This is a genomic window from Floridaenema evergladense BLCC-F167 (assembly GCF_041929205.2).
GTDB lineage: Bacteria > Cyanobacteriota > Cyanobacteriia > Cyanobacteriales > Aerosakkonemataceae > Floridanema > Floridanema evergladense.
In genome coordinates this window covers 382,389-397,418 of sequence record NZ_CM171625.1, presented here as the reverse complement: position 1 = coordinate 397,418, position 15,030 = coordinate 382,389, and the positions used below count along the sequence as shown (strand labels likewise).

The 15,030-nt window shown below is 39.5% G+C and carries 14 protein-coding genes; 8 read left to right on the top strand and 6 right to left on the bottom strand.

All coding sequences use genetic code 11. The features are described 5' to 3' along the window. Window positions 1–32: 32 nt before the first annotated feature. Window positions 33–1,421: an argininosuccinate lyase gene (gene argH / locus ACE1CA_RS01835; RefSeq protein WP_413278397.1), complete on the top strand. Its 1,389-nt coding sequence runs from the start codon at window positions 33–35 to the stop codon at window positions 1,419–1,421. Window positions 1,422–1,597: 176 nt separating this feature from the next. On the opposite strand, the gene ACE1CA_RS01830 is transcribed toward argH, so the two are convergent. Further along, on the bottom strand, window positions 1,598–1,786 hold the full coding sequence (locus ACE1CA_RS01830; protein WP_413278398.1) for a hypothetical protein: 189 nt from the start codon (window positions 1,784–1,786) through the stop codon (window positions 1,598–1,600). A 198-nt stretch (window positions 1,787–1,984) separates the two neighbouring features. On the opposite strand from ACE1CA_RS01830, the gene ACE1CA_RS01825 reads away from it, so the two are divergent. Then, the gene (locus tag ACE1CA_RS01825) at window positions 1,985–2,440 is read left to right on the top strand and encodes an NUDIX domain-containing protein (protein WP_413278399.1); all 456 of its coding nucleotides are present in this window, start codon (window positions 1,985–1,987) and stop codon (window positions 2,438–2,440) included. Between the two features lie 111 nt (window positions 2,441–2,551). On the opposite strand, the gene ACE1CA_RS01820 is transcribed toward ACE1CA_RS01825, so the two are convergent. Continuing rightward, the gene (locus tag ACE1CA_RS01820) at window positions 2,552–3,304 is read right to left on the bottom strand and encodes a pantothenate kinase (protein ID WP_413278400.1); all 753 of its coding nucleotides are present in this window, start codon (window positions 3,302–3,304) and stop codon (window positions 2,552–2,554) included. Between the two features lie 113 nt (window positions 3,305–3,417). On the opposite strand from ACE1CA_RS01820, the gene ACE1CA_RS01815 reads away from it, so the two are divergent. From ACE1CA_RS01815 to ACE1CA_RS01795, 5 genes are all read left to right on the top strand, one after another. Further along, window positions 3,418–5,139, top strand: a complete 1,722-nt coding sequence (locus ACE1CA_RS01815; protein ID WP_413278401.1) for a diflavin flavoprotein — start codon at window positions 3,418–3,420, stop codon at window positions 5,137–5,139. A gap of 364 nt (window positions 5,140–5,503) precedes the next feature. Beyond that, complete coding sequence (locus tag ACE1CA_RS01810; RefSeq protein WP_413278402.1) at window positions 5,504–7,228, top strand: diflavin flavoprotein; 1,725 nt, start codon at window positions 5,504–5,506, stop codon at window positions 7,226–7,228. An 84-nt stretch (window positions 7,229–7,312) separates the two neighbouring features. Next, window positions 7,313–7,504: a DUF2281 domain-containing protein gene (locus tag ACE1CA_RS01805; protein ID WP_413278403.1), complete on the top strand. Its 192-nt coding sequence runs from the start codon at window positions 7,313–7,315 to the stop codon at window positions 7,502–7,504. Continuing rightward, a complete protein-coding gene (locus tag ACE1CA_RS01800; RefSeq protein ID WP_413278404.1) occupies window positions 7,491–7,889 on the top strand; it encodes a type II toxin-antitoxin system death-on-curing family toxin in 399 nt (132 codons plus the stop codon). The genes ACE1CA_RS01805 and ACE1CA_RS01800 overlap by 14 nt, the downstream gene beginning before the upstream one ends. A gap of 28 nt (window positions 7,890–7,917) precedes the next feature. After that, window positions 7,918–8,199 (top strand): hypothetical protein, encoded by a 282-nt coding sequence (locus tag ACE1CA_RS01795; RefSeq protein ID WP_413278405.1) that lies wholly within the window; start codon window positions 7,918–7,920, stop codon window positions 8,197–8,199. A 24-nt stretch (window positions 8,200–8,223) separates the two neighbouring features. Here the strand turns inward: ACE1CA_RS01795 and ACE1CA_RS01790 are convergent, their stop codons facing one another. The 4 genes from ACE1CA_RS01790 to ACE1CA_RS01775 all read right to left on the bottom strand — a co-directional run bounded on the left by ACE1CA_RS01790 (window position 8,224) and on the right by ACE1CA_RS01775 (window position 13,500). Beyond that, window positions 8,224–8,754 carry a phycobiliprotein lyase gene (locus tag ACE1CA_RS01790; protein WP_413278406.1) on the bottom strand — a complete coding sequence of 177 codons (531 nt, stop codon included), beginning with the start codon at window positions 8,752–8,754 and terminating at the stop codon, window positions 8,224–8,226. A 287-nt stretch (window positions 8,755–9,041) separates the two neighbouring features. Further along, window positions 9,042–10,259, bottom strand: a complete 1,218-nt coding sequence (locus tag ACE1CA_RS01785) for a glycosyltransferase family 2 protein (RefSeq protein WP_413278407.1) — start codon at window positions 10,257–10,259, stop codon at window positions 9,042–9,044. 179 nt (window positions 10,260–10,438) lie between these two features. Further along, window positions 10,439–11,956: a carotenoid oxygenase family protein gene (locus ACE1CA_RS01780; protein WP_413278437.1), complete on the bottom strand. Its 1,518-nt coding sequence runs from the start codon at window positions 11,954–11,956 to the stop codon at window positions 10,439–10,441. An 86-nt stretch (window positions 11,957–12,042) separates the two neighbouring features. Continuing rightward, on the bottom strand, window positions 12,043–13,500 hold the full coding sequence (locus ACE1CA_RS01775; protein WP_413278408.1) for a folate/biopterin family MFS transporter: 1,458 nt from the start codon (window positions 13,498–13,500) through the stop codon (window positions 12,043–12,045). 316 nt (window positions 13,501–13,816) lie between these two features. Here ACE1CA_RS01775 and ACE1CA_RS01770 point away from each other — a divergent pair, with 316 nt between their 5' ends. Then, window positions 13,817–15,025 (top strand): hypothetical protein, encoded by a 1,209-nt coding sequence (locus ACE1CA_RS01770; protein WP_413278409.1) that lies wholly within the window; start codon window positions 13,817–13,819, stop codon window positions 15,023–15,025. The last annotated feature ends 5 nt before the right edge of the window (window positions 15,026–15,030 follow it).

Below are 15,030 nucleotides of genomic sequence, written 5' to 3'. Positions count from 1 at the left end.
TCTAAAATCTAAAATCTAAAATCCAAAATCGAATGACCGAACAACAAACCTGGAGTCAGCGCTTTGAATCAGCTTTGCATCCAGCGATCGCTCGTTTCAATGCTAGTATCACTTTTGACATTGAACTGATTGAGTATGATATTAGGGGTTCGATCGCTCATGCCAAAATGCTTGCCAAAACAGGCATTATTTCGCCCGCAGAAGGCGAACAATTGGTGGAGGGATTAGAACGGATTCTGCAAGAATATCGTCAGGGGCTTTTTCATCCCGGAATAGATGCGGAAGACGTGCATTTTGCGGTGGAACGTCGCCTCACGGAACTTAAGGGCGATGTGGGGAAAAAGTTACATACTGCTCGATCGCGCAACGATCAAGTAGGAACAGATATCAGGCTGTATCTACGCGACCAAATTACCCAAATTCGCCAGCAAATTCGAGAATTTCAAGGAGTGTTGCTGGATTTGGCGGCAGCTAATATAGAGACTTTAATTCCTGGTTATACTCACTTACAACGTGCCCAACCTGTATCTTTAGCGCATCATTTATTAGCTTATTTTGAAATGCTAAATCGGGATTGGGAGAGGTTGGGAGAAATTTACCAACGGGTAAATATTTCGCCTTTGGGTTCTGGGGCTTTGGCGGGGACTACTTTCCCGATCGACCGTCATTATACAGCCGAGTTACTCAATTTTGGCGGAGTTTACGCTAATAGCATGGATGGGGTGAGCGATCGAGATTTTGCGATCGAGTTCGTCTGCGCCGCTAGTTTAATTATGGTTCACCTCAGCCGCATGAGTGAAGAGGTAATTCTTTGGTCATCCCAAGAATTTGGCTTTATCACTCTCAAAGATAGTTGCGCCACTGGTTCCAGCATTATGCCCCAAAAGAAAAACCCCGACGTGCCAGAATTAGTTAGGGGAAAATCTGGGCGGGTTTTTGGACATCTGCAAGCTTTATTAGTGTTGATGAAAGGATTACCGTTAGCTTACAACAAAGACTTACAAGATGATAAAGAAGCTTTGTTTGATAGCGTGAAGACGGTAAAAGCTTGCTTAGAAGCAATGACTATTTTATGGCGCGAAGGTTTAGAATTTCGGACTGAACGACTAGCCGCAGCAGTGAACGAAGATTTTTCCAATGCTACAGATGTGGCTGATTACCTAGCTGCTAGGGGTGTTCCCTTCCGGGAAGCTTACAACTTAGTTGGTAAGGTGGTGAAAACTTGTATTGCTGCGAATAAGTTGTTGAAGGATTTAACCTTGGAAGAATGGCAAGCACTTCATCCAGCTTTTGCAGCCGATATTTATGAGGCGATCGCTCCCAAACAAGTAGTAGCAGTCCGCAACAGTTACGGGGGTACTGGTTTTGAGCAGGTAAGACAAGCTATTCAAGCTGCTCGTTCTCGCAGTAAAAACTCTTAGGTAAGCGAACAGGGAACAGGGAATAAAAATTATTTCTGTTACCTTGTTCTGGCTGGGTTTTGATAGCCGTGCTTGATTATCGCTAAATTAACAGGGAGAGCAGGGTGCAGGAGAAAAACATTAATTTAGTTTTACTTTCCCTACCCAAATTGCTCTCTTTGTGCTATGGGGACGGATTAATATTGATCTGCTCCGCCTACCTCTAGCTCATCATCTTGATTTTCTGCGGCATTGTCACTGCTTTTCCCGCCCTTCCAGTTACGATTCTTAGAGAATCGACCTGTAGTTTGACGTTTCCGAAACTTGCGAGCATAAGCTTTATTACGCTGCGCCTTTTCTTTTTTGGGATTGCGGCGCTTCGACATATTCACCTCATTAATAAACTACCAAAAGTATCGCTTTAGGGGATTTGTAGATCATAACAGCGAAAAGCAAAAAATGAAAAATCGATCGTCGTCTTTTTAGAATTTTGCTTGCGATCGTCTTCAAACTATAATCAGAAAAGTCTTTTATTGAATAAACAAAGCTAAAATTATCGCTAGGTTGTACTACCCTTGGTGTATATGCTTCGACTAGGGCAATTTTTTCAAACTGTACTTGGTATTATATTTCGGCATCCAGTTACAGGAGCGACAATTATTCCGATTTTGCCAGATGGTCGAATTGTATTAATTCGTCGGCACGATACGGGAAAATGGAGTTTACCTGGAGGAATTGTTAATTGGGGTGAGGATATTCCGACGACGGTGAAACGGGAGTTAGAGGAAGAAACGGGACTAACTTTGGTCAAAATACATCGTTTAGTTGGTGTTTATTCAGCACCCGATCGCGATCCCAGACTTCATTCGATCGCGGTGTTGGTGGAAGCATCGGTTCAGGGAACTATGGGGGCGCAAGATACTTTAGAGGTGAGTGAAGTTGAGGCTTTTGCGATCGGATCTTTGCCCAAAGGCGACTTAAGTCACGATCACGATCGACAATTACAAGATTACCTCAGCGGCGTGACTACTGTCGCCTGAAAAGTTTTGAGTTTTGAGTTTTGAGTTTTGAGTTGGTAAGAGTTGAGGAAGTTTTGAGTTATTTCTTCTGCTCTTCTACCTTGGAAGTCTCTGCCTTGGAGCTTTCTTTCACTAATGACTAATGACTAAATCTCGAATTCCCCAAAAAATTAAATTGGGATCGACTTTGACTTTTTTGGCTATATCGGGGAATAAAGATTGTAAATAGCTAAACAGGACTGTACGATCGCCACCAGTGAACACAACTTGCCCTTTGGGAAATTCGCGCCACCAAGCTTGAATATAATTGGCGATTCCTGCCAACACAGTATAAATTATGCCGCTTTGAATTGCGGATTTTGTATCTAATGCCCAACGGGGGGGAAGCTGAGTAGGTAAGAAAATTTCTGGTAATGCAGCAGTTCCCTGTGCTAAAGATTTGATTTGTAATTTTAATCCGGGAAAAATTGCGCCGCCTACTAGTTGATGTTGTTCGTCTGCACTTGTCAAAGTGAGTGCTGTACCACCATCAATAACTAATATAGGCCAACCGCAAGTTGCTCCTGCACCTAAAACTGCTAAGGCGCGATCGATCCCTAAGCTAGGATAAATCCCTTTGAGGGGAATTTGCTCCCGGTTAATTATCTTGACGTTGGGCAAATTTTGCCAAAACACCGTTTCTGAGGGAACTACTGACGCTACATATAGAGGAATTTTTTTCCATTCTCCAGAAGCTAACCTCTCATCACTAGCACCAGCGCCAAAACTGTCTATATCCCAAGCTTCTACCAATTTTGTTCCATTAAACTTAGCCCAGTGTAACCGGGAGTTGCCGATCGTCAAAGCTAACCAAGGATTGAATTTTTTATCGTTCTGCCGTTTCACTCTTTTAGGTTTTTTAACTGTGTTATAAATTTTTTAATAATTCTTTAAACTTCAATCATGTCAGAATAAAGTCAGATAAATTTCCTCTGGGTTGCCAGCTAAGGAGGCTAGATATGGTATTGCTCACTGAGAAAACCCAAAAGCGTTTGACAATACAGACACAGGATATTGCGCCGGAAACGAAGGCAATTCGGTCGTTGGACTGGGATCGCGACCGCTTTGATATTGAATTTGGTCTGCAAAATGGCACCACTTATAATTCCTTTTTGATTCAGAGTGAGCAAACTGCGTTGGTGGATACTTCCCATGAAAAGTTTCGCCAACTATACTTAGACACTCTCAAAGGCTCGATCGACCCAGCAAAGATTGATTACTTAATTATCAGCCACACTGAGCCCGATCACAGCGGGTTAGTCAAAGATATTTTACAACTAGTGCCGGACATTACAGTAGTTGGTTCAAAAGTTGCCATTCAATTTTTAGAAGATTTAGTTCATCATCCTTTTGAACGACGCATTGTTAAAAATGGCGACAAATTAGATTTAGGTAACGGTCATGAGTTGGAATTTGTGATTGCTCCTAATTTACACTGGCCCGATACTATTTTTACTTTTGACCACAAAACGCAAATTCTTTACACTTGCGATGCTTTTGGAATGCACTACTGTTCTGATAGCTTGTTTGATCAAGATTTGGCAGTAATTGAAGAAGATTTTAAATATTACTACGATTGTTTGATGGGGCCAAATGCTCGATCGGTACTCTCAGCATTGAAGCGGATGGCAGAGTTACCAGAAATTACTACTGTGGCTACAGGTCATGGCCCTTTGTTATTTCACCATGTTAAAGAATTAACTGGTCGCTATCGGAAGTGGAGTCAAGAACAAACCAAAGCTGAGACTAATGTAGCAGTATTTTATGTTTCTGATTATGGCTTTAGCGATCGCCTTTCCCAATCGATCGCTCACGGGATTACCAAAACTGAAGTAGCAGTAGAAATGATGGATCTAAAATCAGCAGATCCGCAAGAAATTACCGAATTAGTAAGCAATGCTTCTGGTATTGTAATTGGAATGCCACCTATGTCTGGTGCTAATGTGGCACAAGCTGGTTTAAGTACAATTTTGGCAGCGGCAAAAGCGAAACAAAGTTTTGGTTTGTTTGAGTCTGGTGGCGGCGATGATGAATCAGTTTATCCCCTACGAAACAAGTTTAAAGAGTTAGGTTTAGCTGAAGCTTTTGCTCCAATTCGAGTTACAGAAACTCCCTCCGAAGGAACTTATCAACTGTGTGAAGAAGCGGGTACAGACTTAGGGCAGTTTTTGAGTCGCGATCGCAGCATTAAGCAAATGAAATCCCTGGATAGTGACTTAGATAAAGCTTTAGGAAGAATTAGCGGTGGACTCTACATTATTACTGCCAAAAAAGGTGATGTAAGCAGTGCGATGCTTGCATCTTGGGTAGTTCAAGCTAGTTTCAAACCTTTGGGTATTACCATTGCTGTGGCGAAGGATCGGGCGATCGAATCTTTAATGCACACCGGAGATAAGTTTGTTTTAAATATCTTGGAAGAAGGCAATTATCAAACATTAATGAAACACTTTTTAAAGCGTTTTGCTCCAGGGGCCGATCGCTTTGCTGGCGTGAAAACTCAACTAGCAGAAAATGGTTGCCCAATTTTAACCGATGCTCTAGCTTATGTAGAATGCCAAGTAATTAGTCGCATGGAATGTAGCGATCATTATGTGGTTTATGCAACTGTAGACAGTGGCAGAATTAGTAAGTCTGATTCTCTCACCGCAGTTCACCACAGAAAAGTAGGAAATCACTACTAATTTATATAGGACTTACGCACCATAAGCCAAGAAACCCGGTTTTTCGTTAATACTCTAACGCTGAAATAACGGAATTATGTTAAAAAACCGGGTTTCTGCGTAAGTCCTATTATACTTAACTGCTGTCCTTTAGAGGTGGGTATAGTAATTTAGTGAATGAACATCATTAAATTATACTCAGACTTTCACCAAGAGGTTCCAGCCGCTCTTTTCGTTCCCTGGTTGAACCAGGGAACGATGATCTGAGAGGTTCCACCTCCTAGTTGTGCAAGAGCTAAATTATATCGGCTATTTTTTATAAATTGTCGAATTTCCCTAAGCGTTGATTGTCCCAAACTACCTCGATCGAATACCAAGCAAAATTATGATCCAAGCAATTAAGAAAAGAGATGTACAAGTTCTCCCGATCGGTTTAGATACAATAGTAATGCGATCGCGTACTTGGGATCGTCTTAAGTTTGAGATTGAATACGCTTTACAAAGAGGAACAACGGCTAATTCCTACTTGATTCAAGGCGAAAAAAATGTTTTAATCGACCCTCCGGGAGAGTCATTTACGGAAATTTTCTTGACAGCATTACAGCGATATATTGACCCAAAAACTTTAGATTATGTGATTTTGGGTCATGTGAATCCGAATCGTGCAGCGTCTTTAAAAGCTTTGTTAGAATTAGCACCGCAAATTACTTTTGTATGTTCTAATCCAGGTGCGATCGCTCTCCGCAGCGCTTTTTCCGAACAACAATTAAATATTTTAATAGTCAAGGGAGAAGAAGCTTTAGACATTGGTAAAGGACACCATTTAGAATTTATTACCACACCGAGTCCTCGTTGGCCCGATCAACTCTGCACCTACGATCCGCAAACAAAAATTCTCTTCACCGACAAACTTTTTGGAGCACATATTTGCGGCGATCAAGTATTTGATGAAGGTTGGACTATTTTCCAAGAAGACCGACGTTATTATTTTGATTGTTTAATGGCTCCTCATGCGCGTCAAGTGGAAACAGCCCTTGACAAATTAGCACCATTTAATGTCAAATTCTATGCTACAGGTCATGGCCCTTTAGTGCTTTATAGCTTAACTGATTTGACCAAATCTTATCGAGAATGGTGTCAGCAACAGAAGAATCAAGAAGCAAATGTAGCGCTTTTATATGCTTCTGCTTATGGTAATACTGCTGCTTTGGCGCAGGCGATCGCTCATGGAGTGACTAAATCTGGAGTCAGCGTTGAAACTATCAATTGTGAATTTTCTGAACCTACAGAAATTCAAGCTGCAATTGAAAAAGCCGATGGATTTATTATCGGTTCTCCCACATTAGGAGGTCACGCACCAACCCAAATTCAAACAGCTTTAGGAATAGTTTTATCCACAGCAACAAAAACCAAATTAGCAGGCGTTTTCGGTTCTTTTGGTTGGAGTGGCGAAGCAATTGATTTAATTGAAGGTAAACTAAAAGACGCAGGTTATCGCTTTGGATTTGAGCCAATTCGCGTTAAATTTAAACCCGATGATACCACATTACAATATTGCGAAGAAGCCGGAACCGACTTCGCTCAAACTTTGAAAAAATCCAAAAAAATTCGCCCATCACGCCAACCAGTAGGCGACTCTCAAGCAGCAAGAACTGAACAAGCTGTAGGGAGAATTATCGGTTCTTTGTGCGTAGTTACGACTAAAAAAGGCGACCTCAAAAGTGCCATGTTAGCTTCTTGGGTTTCCCAAGCAACTTTTAATCCACCAGGACTTACCGTTGCTGTCGCTAAAGACCGCGCCATAGAAACAATGACTCACATTGGCGATAAATTTGTATTAAATATTTTGGCAGAAGGGCGACAATTACGGAAGCATTTTATGAAAAGTTTTGCTCCCGGAGAAGACCGTTTTGCCAACGTGGAAACTGAAGAAGCAAAAAACGGTTGTCCGATTTTAACTGGTGCTTTAGCTTATTTAGAATGTACCGTACAAAATCGGATGGAATGCGGCGATCATTGGTTAATTTATGCTACAGCAGATGAAGGAAAAGTGTTGAAAGCTGATGGTGTTACTGCTGTTCATCACCGCAAGTCTGGTAGTTATTATTAATTGAGCATTGGTCATTGGGAATTTCACTAATGACTAATGACCAATTTTGCTATTAAACTGGAGTTAGATTAACCAACAGAAACTATGGCTACTAAAGAACAACTAATTCAGGAAATTGATCAAATGCCAGACTCTATGATTGAAGAAGTTTTAGAGTTCGTGCTATCATTGAAAACTAAGCATTCTTCAGAATCACATTCTAGCGATGTTTGGAATGCTTATTTAGCATCTAAGCGAGAAAGAGAAGAGGTTTATCGTCGTCTTGCTAACTCCTAAGTTTCTCTCCTTTTCTGAGATTGAGGAGATTCATACAGATATAATTTCTAGCTTTGGTGGTAGTTTTGGTATTAGAGATGAAGGCTTGTTAGAGTCTGCATTAGCTCAACCAGAAGCAACTTTTGGTGGCGAATTTTTACATTCAACAATTTATGAGCAAGCTGCTGCTTATCTCTACCATATCTCAATGAATCATCCATTTATTGATGGAAATAAACGCACGGCTTTTGCGGTAATGGATACTTTTTTGCGGGTGAATAACTATTATTTGAATTTAACAAATGAGCAAGCATATAATTTAGTTTTACAAGTGGTGCAAGGTGAAATTAGCAAATCAGAATTGGCTAATTATTTACAGCAATCTGTAATTTATATTGATAGCTAGATTAATAATTTATGGCTAAATCACCCAATTGGATGACTCAACTGTAGGAGTTTATCTAGCCAACGTAGTAGTAAATTGGTTAGCAAGACGATTTCAGGAAAAAGTGATGAAAGTTTGGAAAGTCGGACAAAAGCTAGTAAGCGATCGCAAAGGTACCGAGGCTTATATTGTAGAGGTTAGCGAAACAAACTCAGGAATCTATGCCACTCTTTACAATCCTACACTTGGTATTAGCCTCTATTGCAATACAGAAATTTTAGCTGCATCTGGTTGGAAATTATCAACCCAAACTTTTGCTCAAGCTAACTAAATTGCCAATAGAGGCTAAAAAGAACTAAATTCTTTTTTCCAAATATTGACCGATCATCAACTGTTCTCCAGCGCGAGAAATAATTGATTGTCTAGTGCGGTAATTTTTTCCCACTAACTTTAACTCTTCTTCAAACACAGAATCGTTATATTCTGTTCGTAAACACAAAGTTTGAGGATTGGAGAAATAATACTTTGCTGTTACAGGTTTTGAAGTGGCGAAACCGCGATCGCGATACAAAATATTTCCCGAAGCACCAAACAAAGTTTTCCCTTTCGACTGCTTTTTCTCACTTACCGATTCCTTACTTTCCCAACTCACCTTTGCACCACAACTGAGAATCACTTCGTCACTTAAACCGTGCAATTGCGCTAACTCTCGTAGTTCTTCCCTTCCGCGATCGAGAAACTCAATAGTCAGGATACTCACCATCTCTTTAGTTTCCACTTGTGGCAAAGTGTAATAGCGGCGTTCAGAATGCCAAGTTCCCTCTGACTCTCGGAAAAACGCAGCGATTAGCTCTTCTATTTGGGAAAGTTCTAGCAGTAAGGTCACAAAATTTCGTCCTAGTACAAACTAATTTTCAGAAGCCTTTGATAGGCTTTGTTTTACATTTCGTAACTTAACTTAATATAGCGTAACAATACCTACTTTTGGTCTACCTCAAGAGTTAATAGTAAGTACGATCGCGCCATCGTCACGTAATCATTAGCATTCGAGCCACAATTTATTAGTTAAAACCTAACTTCAGCAGATCGAATACTTGCCTACTTCCAACGTTACAATGTCCAAATCAAAAATGTCTTACTTTAAACAATTACTTTATTTTTGGTTGTCATAAATTAATTAATCAACACAAGCTTACGAATCAGACTATCCTTCTGTAGTTGGTGAAATGTGATTATTGATTTAATTATCAGTTTCCAAGCAGGGAGGGAAAATGCAGAGGGAAAAGCGAGTTGGATAGCCAGTAAAAATTTATATCGCTGAATTGCATCCCAACTATGGCGTAACCGCAAATAATTACGGAGATTGTCAAAATTGCCATAAGTAGAACATCGATTGTTGCCAACTAAAAGTGAAAGTTTCGTCCATACCCAAATGTTTTTATCTAATTGTTTTTGTAATAAAAACTGTTGATTGTAACGGGTAAGGATGGCTATAAATAAAAGTTGCCAAGCAGGAATACAAAAAATAGCAGGTAAAGCAAAATACACAGCCTCGCTCATGCTATGCTGTTTAGCAGCAACTAAAGCCCAGTGTAATCTGAGATAATTACGGAAAGCCCAGATACTAGGAATATTGTGGCGATAATTTTCGTCAACCAAATTATAAATCTTTTCCTTGAGTTCAATATGAGTATTTAGTCGCTTTTGCAGGGAGAATTTTTTATTATAACCACCAGGCCAAACTGTGCGATAAGCTAAACATTGATTAATAAAGATAGCATCGCCAAATTGAGCAATTTTTACCCAAGAATCGATGTCATCAAAGTTAACATCTAACCGAGAATCCCAGCCTCCTGATTTGATGAAAGCATCACGAGAGAAAGCTACTTGAATCGGAGTACCAAAGGGAATTTGTTCTAGTAGCATTCCATAGTGGATGTCTTGTTGAGGAATATAATAAGCTTTACCGGGACCAGCTTTGCGGGTGCGGCTAAGTTCATTTTGGTTAACATCAACTTGCGCTGCTTGACAGGAGCAAATTACAGCTTGAGGACGGAGAGCGATCGCTTTTATAATCTCTTCAATACAATCATTTGCTAAATAATCATCATCATCTACAGGCTTAATCCAATCTCCTGTAGCCACTTTTACTCCAGCATTAATAGTCGCCGCATGACCCATATTATGTGAGTTGCGATGATATATTAAACGATAGTCTCCTTGAGCATAAAGTTCTTCCTGTAAATTACAGATGTATGCTTCCGTACCATCAGATGAGCAATCATCAGCTACTACTACTTCACAGGGTACACTTTGAGCTAAGGCAGAAGCAATTGAGCGTCTTAGCAAAGACAAGCGGTTATATGTAGTAATAACTATCGTGAATTTCATAGGGGTTTTACCTGTCTAGCACCCTGCTGATTGACTAATCTGGGTAGCAAACTAGTTGCCTTGATAGGCATTAGTTCTACTGTTTATATTTTTCCCCGTCAACCCCCTAAAGTTTACAAATTCTACAAAAGTTAAAAAACTAATGTTTTACACATTAGTTTTTTAATCAACTTACTAGTTTAAGCGCTCAGACGATCGATCTCAAATACCTCCGGTGTAAAATTTCCGTGTAATCCGTAAGGAATATGATGTTTTAGATGTAACAGAGCTACAGGGTTTTGATGTAAATTTCGCGCATCTAAAATTGCTAAGTTCGATCGATGATGTTGTGAATCATACACTAAAGTCAAGATCCAACCATCATCTTCATTGACAGCATCAGCAGCAGGAACAAACACAGGCTCGCTAACAAAACCCTCTGGTGCAGCACTCCAAAGTTGTCTTTCCCCAGAAACTTGGTCAATTTTCAAAATTGCCTGAAGTGGTGCATTTCCTGACGCTGCATGAGCCGCACCAAGATATAAATAACGGTGAGGTCTTCCCACTTTCCCAGGATGCACCCAAGGAAACTCACAACAGCGACTTTCCAACATTTGTCGTCGTACAGTTTGCTCGTTTAAATTAATCACAAACCGCCAAAGTTGTCCGGGAGAAAGTGCATCAAAATCCGTTTCTTGGTAATCAGATTTCGGATCGACAGTAGTGAGAGATTCATAACAAACTGAGTCTATATAAATCTCGTTATCCTGCTCAAAAGCATTAGCATGGTGGAAAACAAAACCCGCTTGAGTTTCTAAAATTTTTACTCCCGAAATAGCAGTATTAGAATGACGGGGAATGATGATAATGCGTGTCGGCTCTTTGGGATTAAATTTAATAGATTGACCTGCTCCTTGCAAACCAAATACAAAAGGCAAAGGATTAAAAGACACAGGATTTTGAAATAGAATACAGTAATTTGGAGTAATAGCAAAATCGTGAATAAAGGCGAAACCCGGAACAGAGTGAGCATGACGCTGAACAATTTTGCCAGCTTCATTTAGCTCGTAAATAGTAATGGTAGTAGAAAGTCCGGGTTTAATGGAAAAATTAACTAATCTTGATTTTCCATCATCCCATTCGCAACTTGGATCGATGCGAGGATGCGCTGCAAAAGCATCTCCTTCTTTTAAAACCCGATCGAAATATTCCATTCCCAAAGTTGCCAAATTATTTGGATTCAGAAGATGTGGTTCAGCAGCTTCCCAAAGTGCTAGGAGTTTTTTACCCCAATAAATTACATTAGTATTGGCAATGTTTTTTACTCGTAAATCAAAAGCGTTAGCTAACCAACCGCCAGGTTTTTGAGTACCAAAAACGCCACGATACAGAATTTTACCTGCTTTTTGTTCTTCAACAAAACCTTTAGTTCGTACAAAGCGATTTTGAAAGTACGCTTTGCCATCAATAAAAGTGAAAGCGCAAATCATCCCATCGCCATCAAAAGGATGATGTATTTTTTGACCGTTAATATCTAATAAACCGGGGCCATTACGAAATAGAGTTCCTTGAAGATTGGCGGGAATTTCTCCTTCTATGTCATCAATCCAGTAATTAAATTCTTGTTTAAGGGATTGATAACCTTTTTGCCATTTTTGGCGATCGTAAGATTTAACTGGAACTGTGGATGCGTGTTCGTAAAGTTGGAAGTTTTGCATATTTGGTAATGGGTAGTTGGTAGTTGGTAATGGGATAATTTCATTTGGAACAGCTATTACCCATTTACTAATCATCAATCAGCTATTTATTCAGCCGAATTTTCTGCTTCTCTTAACAAAGAGTGAGGCACAAAATCTGATACTAAATCAGGTAAAAAAGGTGGCGTTATATGTTTAGAAGCAGTAGAATTTGATTCTAAAGCGGGAACTGGTTGAATATATTGCTCAGAAATTTCTGCTTGAGGATCGCCTTTAGGCAACCAATTTACAAAAAGTAAAGGTAGAAGAGTGCTTAAATTAGCAATTATTACTAATAACCAGAGAGATTGAAAATTATGGTCTGTAATTCCCAGCCAGTGCATTAATAAAGCACCAAATTGATAAGAGAGAAACCCTGCTAAATTTGTCACAGACATTAGTAATGCAAATAAAGTTGCTTCCACACCGGGAGGACAAAGCCTTGCTGCCAAAACCAACACTGGCATATAAGCTATTTGTCCCATAACTGTGAGAATCAAACTATCTCCCAAACTAAACCAATGGTCGTCAATTCCTAAAGCACGGTTTGTGTGAGTAACAAGTAATAGTGCTGTCATTCCCAAACCCGCAGATAACAGACTTGTGCAGAGAAAATAGTTGCGGAAAGGAACGTTTTTAAAGAATCTTTGAAACAGCCAAATTCCCAGTAAAGAAGCCAAACTAGTCACTAAACGAACTCTGCCTAGAAATTCTGGTTGAAAACCCAATTCATTAGTTGTGAAGAAGAAAAATGCTGCGTCAGCTGTAGGAGTACATTGCCAGATAAATAAAAATGCTGTGGGCAACCAAATTGCCTTTTGAGTAACAGCTTTTTTTAGTTGTTTAATTTGTTCCCAGACTGTGGAAAAATCAGGTTTTTCGATCATAGGTGATTCCGCAATTAACCAAGCGGCGATCGACACAATGAGGGGAAAAGTTGCGGTAACAGCAAATACAGTACGAGTGCTGAAATGTTGTAGTAAAAAGCCGCTTAAGTAAGCAGTGATTAAGCCTCCTAATGCGGAAGCGCCCCAAGAAAGAGATTGTAAAGATCCGGCATCACTGATTGATTCTCCTCTAGCTCTTTCTACGACTAAGGAATCTACAATTACGTCACTGAAAGCAACTGAGAGGGAAGAGAGGGCGATCGCCAATGTTGCAGCCCAAGCACTATGCACCACAGTTGCTAAACTAATCCAGGCAGCTGATCCCAACAACCCAGAGAGAATTAAATAAGGTCGTCTTCGATAACCCAAAATTGGCAACCCATCAGAAATAAACCCAAATAAAGGTTTAACCATCCAGGGTAAAGCTGCAATTCCCATAAAAGCCGACACTTGAGCCGGAGTCAGCCCTAATTCATCTTTGAGGAAAAAGCTGACAGCTAGGCGTGCCAACCCTAAAACACCTTGAACTACGTAGACCAATAAAATAGCAATTAACTCAGGTGTGAGTTCTTTACCAAACAAAGTTCTTTTTGTCAATGAATTTTTTAGCTTGGACAAACTAGAGGAGGAATCAACCATCGATAAACAATCGTTAAGAATTATGACTTTTATAACACATATATTCTGGTGGCTGAAGTCTGTCTCTAGGAGGAAGGGTAGTTTAAGTTTGCTAATTACCTGAAAATTGCTTAATTCCTGCTAATGTTGGAAATTGAATTAAGGAAACAGAGAATAGTGAAATCTATCTTTGTACGCCATTTTATGAGTACAAGCTTTTACAGTATATTTACGGTTGAGTTTATTAGAAGTATTGTGACTAAATTTAATTAGAGAGGATTGTTACTGTTAAAACAATCTTTCAGCAGGTAGGCAATTTAAGTCAGCTAATCATAATATGGCTATTTCTAACGAAAGACTCAAAAGCTTTGAAGGACTGATTACTTATTGTCGTAAGATATTTCCTCCACCTCCAATTTTACTAGGATGGAATATTGAAAATTATCTAGATGAAATTGATATTTTAATATTAGCAAACCGTGCGCCTCGTTTTCTCATTTTCGGTGAAAGTGGTGTTGGCAAATCATCGTTAATTAATGCAATATTTGGAGCAAACGTATCAAGTCAAGCAGCTTCTAATTTATCGGAAAAGTCTACTTTAGATAGAGTAGGAAAAACTTGTCCAGATGTAGCTCTTTTTCTTTATCAAGCTAACCAAGAGAATGGTGGTATCGATCGAGTTCTAGAAATTGCCGAGAAGACGCTAAAGGAAATTAAGAATATTCATCAGCGAAACGTACCTCTGATTGGTGTAGTCACGCAATGCGATCGAGTTGAACCCTATATTCACAAACTTCCTACTAGCAAAGCTCGGAAAAATCCTGATATTGAAACAGCAGTTTTTGCGCTGAAAAACCTTCTTGCAACCAGAGATATTTTGGCTAAGAATCTGGTAAATGTTATTCCGGTAGCAGCTTATGCCGAATATCACACAAATGGATTGATCGAATCTGATTTTCGTTGGAATATTGACCAATTGTTTGCCGCAATATTTGAGAAACTTCCAACAGAAGCTAAAAATGAAATGGTGCGTTTAACTAAAATAAAAAAGTATCAAAAAAGCGTAGCTAAAGCGATCGTTAAAAGCCGCATTCTTGCTTCTAGTATTGTTGCTGGCGCACCTATTCCTATTCCCGATGCAATGACAATTCCTTTAATTCAAGTAGTTATGGTGACAGAAATTGCTTACATTTCTGGAGAAAATTGGTCATTAGAGAGGAGCCAAAGTTTTTTAGCAAAATTAGGTTTAGGCACGAAAGAAAATACAAATATAATTGTTGATGAATTAATTGGGCAAATGAGAAATTTATCTGTGGATAATTTATTAAATATAATTTTCCAAACTTTGCCTAATCTTATCTTTCAAGGAACGCAGGATTATCTAATCAGTAACTTTTTATCATTCTTGCCTGGGTTAGGGAACATTATGGATAGCCTCGGTGCCGCAGAAGCTACTGACAAAATAGGAAAAGCAGCGATCGCTTACTTTATCGACAAAATTGCCATCGAAAAAGTCAAACGGAAATTTGATTCTAGTTTGGCTTAAATAGT